We start from the raw sequence: 10,550 nt of genomic DNA, 5'->3' as shown, positions 1-10,550 counted from the left end.
GGTGAGCAGGGGAGCAGGGGAGCAGAAATTATGCCTAATTCCCAATCCCCAGCGCTCACTGAGCTTTGTCAAAGTGTTCCCAGTCCCCGGCTTTATAAAACAGGTGATTTAGCCCGCTATTTACCAGATGGCAATATTGAATTTTTAGGTCGCATTGACAATCAAGTAAAGATTCGCGGCTTCCGCATTGAGTTGTCAGAGATTGAAGCGGTGTTGAATCAATATCCAGCAGTGAGAGAAACTGTTGTCATTGTGGGTGAGGACGTACCTGATGATCAGTACTTGGTAGCTTATATTGTTCCAAACCAGGAACAGATACCGATGCAAGAGGTGCAAAGCTTTGCATCCTTACTTCGCCAATTCCTCAAAGAAAAGTTACCAGAATACATGATGCCAAGAGCTTATGTGATCCTGGAATCTCTACCTCTAACACCTAATGGTAAAGTGGATCGCCGTGCTTTACCCATGCCTGATACAATTTCTTTCAATAATCAAGATTATGTAGCACCGCGATCGCAGGTTGAAGAGTTACTTGCCCAAATTTGGGCTAAAGTCTTGGGAAAAGAGCAAGTAGGCATCCATGACAATTTCTTTGAATTGGGCGGTCATTCTCTCCTAGCGACTCAGCTAACTTCCCGTATCCGTGACACCTTCCAAATAGATTTGCCTGTACGCAATTTGTTTGAAGCACCAACTGTTGAACAACTTGCTAGATGTATTGACACAATGTTTTGGACAGCAAAAGGTTTATATAAAGGTGGAGCTACGAGTCAAGAGCGAGAAGACATAGAATTTTAAAGAGAAACGCTTGAGTTTGACCAGCCAACGCAAAATGTGATGATTGCTTCGGCAAACTGTTGGTTTTGTTCCATCAATGCCATGTATTCACCTGGTTTTAGCTTTATACCATAGTTATAATCACCGAAGTTTCATTCCCAGGAATGATTTATATAGTCTTAGAAGTGTGATAAAAATGCTGGGTTAGGTAATAAGCAGTGCAGCTTGACATAAGCAGTATTCTTACAGCATAGCTGCCTGCTAACTTCTAATCAATAACAATATTTGCGAAGGGGTTTAATTTTGAATACGGTTGAGTTTTTAACTTATCTTCGCAGCTTAGATATTCAAGTTTTTATTGATGGTGAAAAGTTTCGCGCTAATGCCCCTGATGGAATTCTTACACCAGAACTGCGTGCAGAAATTCAAGGGCGTAAAGCAGAAATTATTGAATTTTTAGCCGCATCTAATCGTACTAATAACCACAGTTTTAAACCTATCGTACCTATTTCGCGATCAGGAAATCTTCCCCTCTCCTTTGCTCAACAACGGCTGTGGTTTCTTGACCAATTAATCCCTAATAATCCTTTCTATAACATCCCACTAGCACTACATTTAACAGGTTCGCTCAAATTAGCCGCGCTAGAGCAAACTTTTAATGAAATCGTGCAACGACATGAAGCTTTACGTACCACTATTGTCGTACAGACAGGGCAACCAGTTCAGGTAATTAATTCTACCCTAACAATACCTTTACCAGTAATAGATTTACGGCAACTGCCACAAGCCGAACGAGAAATACAAGCACGACAACTTACTACACAAGAAGCTCAACGTCCTTTCAATTTATCAACTGATTCGTTGCTGCAAGTAAAACTGCTGTGGTTGGATGAGACAGAATACATCCTGTTGCTGACTATGCACCACATTGTCTCCGATGGTTGGTCTATTGGGGTGCTGATTCAAGAGATAGCAGCACTCTACACAGCCTTTGCCAGCAATCAGCCTTCTCCTCTACCGAAACTTACAATCCAATATGCAGACTTTGCATACTGGCAACGCCAATGGTTGCAAGGGGAAGTATTAAAAAAGCAACTGATTTACTGGCAAAAGCAATTAGACGGCATTTCTATGCTAAATCTGCCAACCGACAGACCAAGACTAGGTGTGCAAACTTATCAGGGTGCAAGGCAACCTCTGCAATTATCAAAAAGTTTGAGCAAAGCACTTTTAGCTCTCGGACAACAAGAAGGGGTAACTTTATTCATAACCCTACTAGCAGCATTCCAAGCTTTACTTTCCCGCTATACCCAACAAGAAGATATTGCTATTGGTTCACCTATTGCCAATCGTAATCGTAGTGAAATTGAGGGATTAATTGGTTTTTTTGTCAATAGCTTAGTACTGCGTACCGATCTATCAGGAAACCCAACTTTTCGGAAACTATTGAGTCGAGTTAAAGAGGTAGCTTTAGAAGCATACAGCCATCAAGATTTACCTTTTGAAAAGCTTGTAGAAGAACTACATCCAGAGCGTAATTTGAATCAAAATCCCCTATTTCAAGTTGTTTTTGCACTTCAGAATGCGCCGATGACAGCCTTAGAGTTACCTAGCTTAACTTTAAGTCCGCTACCATTTGAAACGCAAACAACGCGCTTTGATTTGGAGTTCCACTTGTGGGAGCCAAATACTCAAAATGGGTTATGGGCAGATAGCTCAGAAGGAATTAGTGGCTTTGTAATTTATAGCACTGATTTATTCGATAACGTTACTATCACTAGGATGCTAGGACACTTCCAAATATTACTAGAGGGTATAGTTGCAAATCCAGAAGACCGAATTACACAATTACCACTTTTAAGCGAATCTGAACTACATCAATTGTTAGTTGAATGGAACAGTACCCAGGCAATCTATCCTCAAGATAAGTGTATTCATCAGTTAATTGAGAGTGTAGCACAGCAGAATGGTGAGGCAACTGCACTAGTATTTGACGATAAGCAACTTAGCTATAAAGAGTTAAATATATGCGGTAATAAAGTTGCACATTATCTAAAAAAATTAGGAGTTAAAAGCGAAGTTTTAGTAGGACTTTGTGTAGAACGCTCTTTTGATATGGTAATCGGGATGTTGGGCATACTGAAAGCAGGTGGAGCTTATGTACCTTTAGATCCCAGCTATCCATCTGAACGTTTAAACTTTATGCTTGAAGATGCTCAAGTCTCAATTTTATTAACTCATGAGCGATGGTTTGAACGCCTGAAAAACTATAATTCGCAAATAATCTGTTTAGATAGAGATTGGGAGATTATTTTTCAAGAGATTGAAGATAACCTTACTAGTAAAGTTACAGTAGATAATCTCGCTTATGTCATTTATACCTCTGGTTCAACTGGAAAACCTAAAGGGGTTAAAATTGAACATAGAGGATTGTTAAATTTAGTATTTTGGCATCAAAAAGCGTTTGCAGTTTCACCTCTTGACCGAGCAACGCAGATTTCTGGAGTTGCCTTTGACGCTTGCGGTTGGGAAATTTGGCCTTATCTGAGTACTGGGGCAAGCATTTATTTTGTAGATGATGAAACCAAGCGATCGCCTGACCATCTCCGAGATTGGCTAGTATCAAAAGCAATAACAATTTCTTTCATCCCAACACCTTTAGCAGAGAAAGTTTTATTATTAGATTTTCCTCAGAACGCAGCTTTACGAATATTACTCACAGGTGGAGACAAACTAAATCAATATCCTTTAGCTTCTCACTCTTTTCAAGTATTTAATAATTATGGACCAACGGAGAACACGGTTCTTACAACTTCTGGTCATATTTCTATTAAGAATAAAGATAATTTAGCACCTGTAATTGGTTGTGCGATCGCCAATACAAAACTTTATATATTAGATAAATATTTACAACCAGTACCTATTGGCGTTCCGGGAGAGTTGTACATAAGTGGTGATGGGTTAGCACGAGGTTATTTAAACCATCCTGACTTAACTGCTGAATTCTTCATTTATCATTCTTTTACTAATAAGTTAAAAGTACGACTTTATAAAACAGGTGATTTAGTTCGCTATCGAGTAGATGGTAACATTGAATTTTTAGGTCGCCTCGATGAGCAGATAAAAATTCGTGGCTATCGTATTGAGTTGGGAGAAATTGAAGCGGTACTGAATCAGCATCCAGCAGTGCAGCAAACTGTAGTAATAACTCGTGAGGATGAACAGGAAAAGCGCATAGTAGCTTATGTAGTACCAAAAACTGAATACAGTAGCGAACAGGATAATTTGCAATTAATGCAATTGCAGAATGAGCAGATTTTGCAATGGCAGATGTTGTATAACGAAACTTATAATCAATCTACTGATTCAGATCCTACATTCAATTTTGTCGGCTGGAATAGTAGTTACACAAATCAGCCTATTCCAGCAGAGCAGATGCGTGAGTGGGTGGATAACCAAGTTGAGCAGATTTTGGCTTTGCAACCCAAACGAGTGTTAGAAATTGGTTGTGGAACAGGCTTGATTCTATTTAGAATCGCACCTCACTGCACTAAATATTGGGGAACAGACTTTTCCTCTGTTTCACTTAACTGCATTCAGCAACAGTTACAAAAACAAGAAATGCCGCAAGTAACGCTGTATCAGCAAATGGCTACTGACTTCGAGAAAGTACAAACAGCAGCTTTTGATGCAGTAATTCTGAACTCAGTTGTACAATATTTTCCGACTATTGATTATCTGATTAGTGTATTAAAAGGTGCTGTGCAGGCAACTGCTCCAGGTGGCTTTATCTTCATAGGGGATGTACGTAGTTTGCCACTTTTGCAAGCTTTCCATGCGTCAGTCCAACTGTATCAAGGTGAACCTTCCCTTACCTGCTTCGAGTTGCAGCAACGGGTACAAACACAAATATTTCAAGAAACAGAGTTAGTTATTGACCCAGCTTTTTTTAGTGCTATCAAGCAACACTTTCCGCAGATTAATCATGTGCAAATTCAACTGATGCGTGGAAAAGATCATAATGAGCTAACTCAGTTTCGTTATAATGTAGTACTTTATATTAGTACCGAAATTGTTAGTAATACTGAAGATTATTCAGTACTGAACTGGTCTGAAGATAATCTCACAGTCTCAGCAGTGCGTCAGTTATTAATTGAGAATCAACCAAAAATATTAAACATCATCAATGTACCTAATGCGCGGGTAATGTCAGCAGTTAAAACAGCAGAATGGCTAACAGACGTAGAAAGTTTTAAAACTGTGGGTCAATTACGTAAAGCTTTGCAAGAACTAGAAAATTTCGGAGTAGATCCAGAAGATTTCTATGTGCTAAACGTACCTTATAGCCTTGATATTACATGGTCACATTCAAGTACTGAAGGACATTATGATGTAGTTTTTGTACGGCAAGATGAAGTAGGTAAAAGAACTATTTTTCCTCATAGCACAACTCTCTCTCGTCCCTGGCAATCTTACGCCAATAATCCTCTACAAACCAAAGCAGCGCGTAAGTTAGTGCCACAGTTGCAGACTTACATAGCACAAAAACTGCCTGAGTACATGATGCCATCAGGTTTTGTAGTATTGGAGTCTTTACCTCTAACAGCTAATGGTAAAGTCAATCGCCGCGCCTTAAGAGCATTCCATAATGGAATAAAGCCCCAATTGCCTGAAAATTACATCGCACCTCGAACGCCTGTTGAACAAGTGCTGGTGAAAATTTTTGTTGAGGTTTTAGGACTTAAGAGCGTAGGAATTTATGATAATTTCTTTCAATTAGGGGGTCATTCATTACTAGCAACTCAGCTTGTCTCTAGAGTGCGCGACACCTTACACGTGGAGTTACCTTTACGTAGCGTATTTGAGGCATCAACAATTGCAGAATTATCTAAGGTAGTGGAAAGCTTTAAAGAAAGCAATGCTCAAAGTTTTGCCCCAGTTTTAGTACCACTATCTCGTGAAAGTCGGCGGATTAAGTTATCTTCCTTAAACGAAGAGAGCGTAAAACTTTAAAAAAAGATTCAGGCACTAGATTGAATTTTTACATTAAGAATCAATTTTGCTTTGGCTGCTGACAAACCAGCTTGTACTCCTTTTCAAGAGCCGCCAGCAGCTTTGACTGTAAGGATGACAGATACGGTTTGGCAAAATCCCCAATTCTTGCAACTGCAAAATACTTAAAACCCTTGATTTATCGTTACAATAGTATTAGTAGTTAATAACCCCCAGAGGGTTAGTCTGAGCGCTATTGAGCTTACTCGTCGTCAGGAGATTCCTTATCTTCTTCGTCATCCTTGTCAAAATTTGTATTGCTGAGGGGGACTTATGGGTGAATCGAAACGCCGCAAGGCAATATTAGGCAATCACTATGGTTTGCCTAATATTTTCAATGAAGTCCAATCAATGTGGACGCAGATTAATTTCTCGCTCAAGCGAGTCAAAGATTCTGATAGTGGATGTTTACTTGTTCAGTGTTCTAACAACGACCGAGGATTCCATCAAGACACTATTGCCCAAATTCAAAAAGAAATAGAAAATTGGAAATGTGATTTAGATATTCCTATCTTGATCCAAGTTCTCCCAAGGGGAGTTCAAAATTCAGGAACTAAACTTTTTGATGGGTTCGTTACCCTTTGGTGCAATTGTCCGGAATTTGAATTGTGGCGAGAAATATTTGAAAGTGAACTCGTTAAGTAAACTTTGTTGCATTAAATTATTGTTTCCTAACTGCACCATCATTTCTGTTGCCTCCACTCGATTTTGTACTCCCGTTCCACAGCCGCCAGTAATTTTGCCTGCAACGAAGATAAATAAGGTTTTGCTTGTTTCCCCAACCCCTGCAACAGCCAATCCACAGAAGAGTCACGGTTGGTTACTTGATGCAACTGCCGTAACCTCACACATAACTGCTGCATGAATCTACAATCTTCATCAAGTAATTCCAGTGATTTCAGGTGTTCGATTTTTACGGTATAGTCACCGTCCCATATCTGGAGTGTACAACTGTATTCTCCAACATGGCTGACTACGCCCCAATAACCCGCTTTACCTCTCAAGTCTGGATTATCTTTGGGCAGAAGAACGCATATCTCCCCAACGTGGTAAGGATTGGGTACTTTCGTCCTTTCGCGTATCCTATCTACAACATCTTTCACTATGCGACCAGATGGAATCTTATTGCCAGCTTGCTCTACTGCCTGTTGCCATACATCCGCTTGCACAGCAGGTTCCAACTCTGCTTTCGCCAAAAAACGCAATTGTCGTTCGTTGGTCGGCATTGGAATTTGCCGACCAATGGTCGGCAAAAACTTTTGAAGATTCTCATAAACCACAGTAGCCGAAATCTTTAAGTAAGCGGCATCACGACTATAATTGAAGCGATCTCGGCAGTATTCTTCAAAAGTACGGTGCGTGGAACGGTACAGCCGTCTGTCCCTCAACTCCATCAGCGCCTGACCTGCTGACAAAAATGCCCTTTATACCTGACGTTCCAATTGCAAGCGTAAGCTTTGTTCTTCATTTTAGCTGATTGACAAAATGCGCTTTTTCTTATTATTAATAGATGCCCTACAGCTTAAGTTCAATATTATAATCCCGATCTTCACTGGAAAAAACCTTTTCTCTCATGAGAGTTTATATGTAATTATTTTACCTTAAGCCTTCTATTCCATCGGCACTAAGTACCTACACACTTAAAACAATAGTGAATTGAATGGTGAATATTACAAAAGCCAAAAATGATACTTACAAAACTCACGCTGTTGTAATTGGTGGGAGTATTGCAGAGTTACTTAGCGCTACAGTACTTGCAAAATTTTTTTCTAAGGTCACTATTATTGATAGTGACGAGTTTTCCGATCAACCGATACCTCGGAAAGGAGTAGCACAGTCTGTTCAGCCTCATGTGCTGCTGGTCAAAGGGTACAGAATTATTGAAGAATTATTTCCTGGAATAGGTGAAGAATTACAGTTTAATGGTGCATTACCAATAGATTGGGCACAAGAATTTTTTAGGTTAGTCCCGAATGTCGGATGGGGTGCAATTGCTGCATCTCCCTCGGAATTTATTTCTTATACTTGTAGTCGTCCATTATTAGAGTGGACTATACGGAAAAGAGTCACTCAGTTAGGAAATGTATATTGGTTGCAGAGGCATCGTGCAACTGGCTTAGTATGTAATAACGAAAAAAAAATCACTGGCGTTTTGCTACATCCTGTTGGAGCAACAGAGGAGAGACTTGAAGAAGCTTCACTTGTTATTGATGCTAGCGGCAGAAACTCTTCTGCTCCTAAATGGCTAGAAAAGTTGAAATTTAGTTGTCCCCCTGAGAGTATAGTTGATCCACATTTAGGGTATTCCACAAGGCGTTATAAAAAAGTTGAAAATTTGGCATTTGAAGGGAAAGTAATGTTAATTCCTCAAGTCCCCCCTAATAACAAACGTTTAGGATATTTAGCAAGAATTGAAAATGGAGAATGGATTGCTACTCTTGGAGGTTACGGACGAGACTTTCCTCCAGTTGACGAGCAGGGTTTTTTAGAATTCGCCAATAGTTTACCGAGTTCCAAGTTTTACGAATTTATCAAAGATGCCGAGCCTATCTCTCCTATCTATGCTTATCGTGCTAATGCTAATCGACTCCGCCATTACGAAAAAATTGAATTGCCACTTGGCTTTTTAGCTTTAGGTGATGCTGTTTGTGCCTTATGCCCTGTTTATGGACAGGGTTTAACAGTTAGCTCACTTGCTGTACTAGTTTTACACAGTTGTTTGAAAAAGCAAAAAAATTGGTCGAAGGATGGCTATTTTTTATCTTCAAAATTTCAAAAGGAATTAGCTAAAAGCAATTTTCCCCATTGGAATGTAGCAACAATTCAAGATTCTGCTTTTCCTTCTACTTTTCCATCCATTCAGAAGCGAGGGTTATTGCATAATTTTACACAATGGTATAGCCAAAAATTTATTTTTGGAACTGTATCTTTTCCAGAAATGAACATTTTATTCCTGCAAGTTACTAATTTAGTTATCTCCCCACTAAAGCTTTTTAGCCCCAGAGCAATTTACTATACTCTAGTAAATAAATCTTGAAGAATAATTCAGTTATTTAGAATTCAAAAGCCAAACCAGAGACGTTTTCTATTAAGCGCTCTTGCTAACTTACTTTTTTGCAGGAAACGCAGGCTCTAAGAGAGCTTCACTAGTAATTTTCCAAGTCAGAATACAGTTAAGGTATTCTGACTCCAAAAGGGCTAAAGTCTGTTTTGATAATTACTATTTAGGGCGAAACTCTTGTTCCAAAACTTTTGACCAAATCTCTCTAGGTAGAAAACGTGAAATTCCAGAGATTACTTTATTATCCCATCGACCTGTAACAACATGAGAACTTTCTGAATTAAGAGCATTTAAAGCTTCCCTTGCTATTTCTGAAGGGTTATCCAAGCGTAGTGATTCTGCTTCATTGGAAAACTTATCAAAACTAGCTTTTTCATAAAATTGTGTATTTGTAGGGCCAGGACACACAGCAAGTACTTTGACTCCTGTCTTAGAATTCTCGGCCCACAAAGCTTCACTAAAGCTAAGGACAAAACTTTTTGTAGCGGCATAAACGGCCATATATGGCAACCCTTGAAAAGCCGCTATTGAGGAAATGTTAATAATATTGCCTCTGCCTTGTTGTATCATTTGAGGAAGAAACTGATAAGTTAAATCAACTAGTGCCGTTATATTCAATTGAATCATTTGTAGTTGTTTCGTTCGTTGACTTTCACTAAAAAGCCCATAGTCCCCCAGCCCAGCGTTATTAATTAAAGTATCAATACTAGTGATATTTTTTCAATCAGAGCATTAAAAATATCAACAGCCGCCGTTGTTATCGTCAAATCTTTCACTAAAGTGTGTACTTTGATTTTGTGTTCTTCTTGGAGTTTTTGGGCAAGCTCTTGAAGTTTTTCTTCACTTCTTGCCACTAAAACTAAATTATTTTTGCGGGCAGCTAATTCATTTGCAAATGCTGCTCCTATTCCTGAAGAAGCTCCTGTTATTAAAGCAGTAGTCATAAGTTTAATTTTGGAGTAAACCAGAGGTTAGTTATGCCCACAAATTTTAAAACAATTATAAAAATATGTCTAGTTGATTTAGGCTTATTTTGTATATTATTATTTAATAAAACCGTTACAGCCCAGATTGTTCCAGATAAAACTTTGCCTCAAAACTCTCTCGTTACAGTTTCTGATAATACTATTGAAATCACTGGAGGAACTAGAGCAGGGAATAATCTGTATCATAGCTTTCAGGAATTCTCTACTTCTACTGGTTCTTCTACTTTTTTCAAAAATGCTTTAGACATTCAAAACATTATTAACCGTGTAACAGGGAAGTCAATATCCAATATTGATGGGCTTATTAAAGCTAATGGTATTGCTAATCTATTTTTGATTAATCCGAATGGGATTATTTTTGGAAAAGATGCACGATTAGATATTGGAGGTTCATTTATAGCTAGCACAGCGACTACTTTGAAGTTTCCAAATAATTTGGATTTTAGTGCTACAAATCCTGGAAATACACCTTTACTAAGTATTAATACCCCAATAGGATTACAATATGGTACTGATCCAGGCGCAATTCAAGTAAAAGGTGATGGTCAAGGAACTAGAAAAACAAATCAACTATAGGAATCATATTTGATTTCTGAAAAGGACTGCGAGATAATACGGGTAGAAATATCTGTCTAATAACGAACAATGATAACCCAGCGTCTAGAAATGGCGAT

Annotated in this window: 8 protein-coding genes; 5 read left to right on the top strand and 3 right to left on the bottom strand. The window is 38.7% G+C overall.

The window, feature by feature from the left end; all coding sequences use genetic code 11:
- From G1O98_RS32835 to G1O98_RS32825, 3 genes are all read left to right on the top strand, one after another.
- Window positions 1–798: phosphopantetheine-binding protein (locus G1O98_RS32835; RefSeq protein WP_243458617.1), on the top strand; the 798-nt coding region annotated here is incomplete at its 5' end.
- Window positions 799–1,080: 282 nt separating this feature from the next.
- Window positions 1,081–5,790 carry a non-ribosomal peptide synthetase gene (locus G1O98_RS32830; RefSeq protein ID WP_163937353.1) on the top strand — a complete coding sequence of 1,570 codons (4,710 nt, stop codon included), beginning with the start codon at window positions 1,081–1,083 and terminating at the stop codon, window positions 5,788–5,790.
- A gap of 312 nt (window positions 5,791–6,102) precedes the next feature.
- A complete protein-coding gene (locus tag G1O98_RS32825; RefSeq protein WP_163937350.1) occupies window positions 6,103–6,474 on the top strand; it encodes a hypothetical protein in 372 nt (123 codons plus the stop codon).
- Window positions 6,475–6,512: 38 nt separating this feature from the next.
- Here the strand turns inward: G1O98_RS32825 and G1O98_RS32820 are convergent, their stop codons facing one another.
- A complete protein-coding gene (locus G1O98_RS32820; RefSeq protein WP_243458616.1) occupies window positions 6,513–7,244 on the bottom strand; it encodes a hypothetical protein in 732 nt (243 codons plus the stop codon).
- A gap of 245 nt (window positions 7,245–7,489) precedes the next feature.
- Between G1O98_RS32820 and G1O98_RS32815 the strand changes: the two genes are divergently transcribed.
- A complete protein-coding gene (locus G1O98_RS32815; RefSeq protein WP_163937347.1) occupies window positions 7,490–8,866 on the top strand; it encodes a monooxygenase in 1,377 nt (458 codons plus the stop codon).
- 183 nt (window positions 8,867–9,049) lie between these two features.
- Here the strand turns inward: G1O98_RS32815 and G1O98_RS32810 are convergent, their stop codons facing one another.
- Both G1O98_RS32810 and G1O98_RS41275 read right to left on the bottom strand, forming a co-directional pair.
- Window positions 9,050–9,568: an SDR family NAD(P)-dependent oxidoreductase gene (locus G1O98_RS32810; protein WP_345940620.1), complete on the bottom strand. Its 519-nt coding sequence runs from the start codon at window positions 9,566–9,568 to the stop codon at window positions 9,050–9,052.
- 14 nt (window positions 9,569–9,582) lie between these two features.
- Window positions 9,583–9,834 carry an SDR family NAD(P)-dependent oxidoreductase gene (locus G1O98_RS41275; RefSeq protein WP_345940619.1) on the bottom strand — a complete coding sequence of 84 codons (252 nt, stop codon included), beginning with the start codon at window positions 9,832–9,834 and terminating at the stop codon, window positions 9,583–9,585.
- Between the two features lie 33 nt (window positions 9,835–9,867).
- On the opposite strand from G1O98_RS41275, the gene G1O98_RS32805 reads away from it, so the two are divergent.
- Complete coding sequence (locus tag G1O98_RS32805) at window positions 9,868–10,452, top strand: filamentous hemagglutinin N-terminal domain-containing protein (protein ID WP_163937344.1); 585 nt, start codon at window positions 9,868–9,870, stop codon at window positions 10,450–10,452.
- Window positions 10,453–10,550 lie beyond the last annotated feature (98 nt).

Source organism: Nostoc sp. UIC 10630, from assembly GCF_010747425.1.
In the GTDB taxonomy this organism is placed as follows: domain Bacteria; phylum Cyanobacteriota; class Cyanobacteriia; order Cyanobacteriales; family Nostocaceae; genus Nostoc.
The sequence above is the reverse complement of the archived record's forward strand: the minus strand, read 5'-3'. Positions and strand labels throughout refer to the sequence as shown.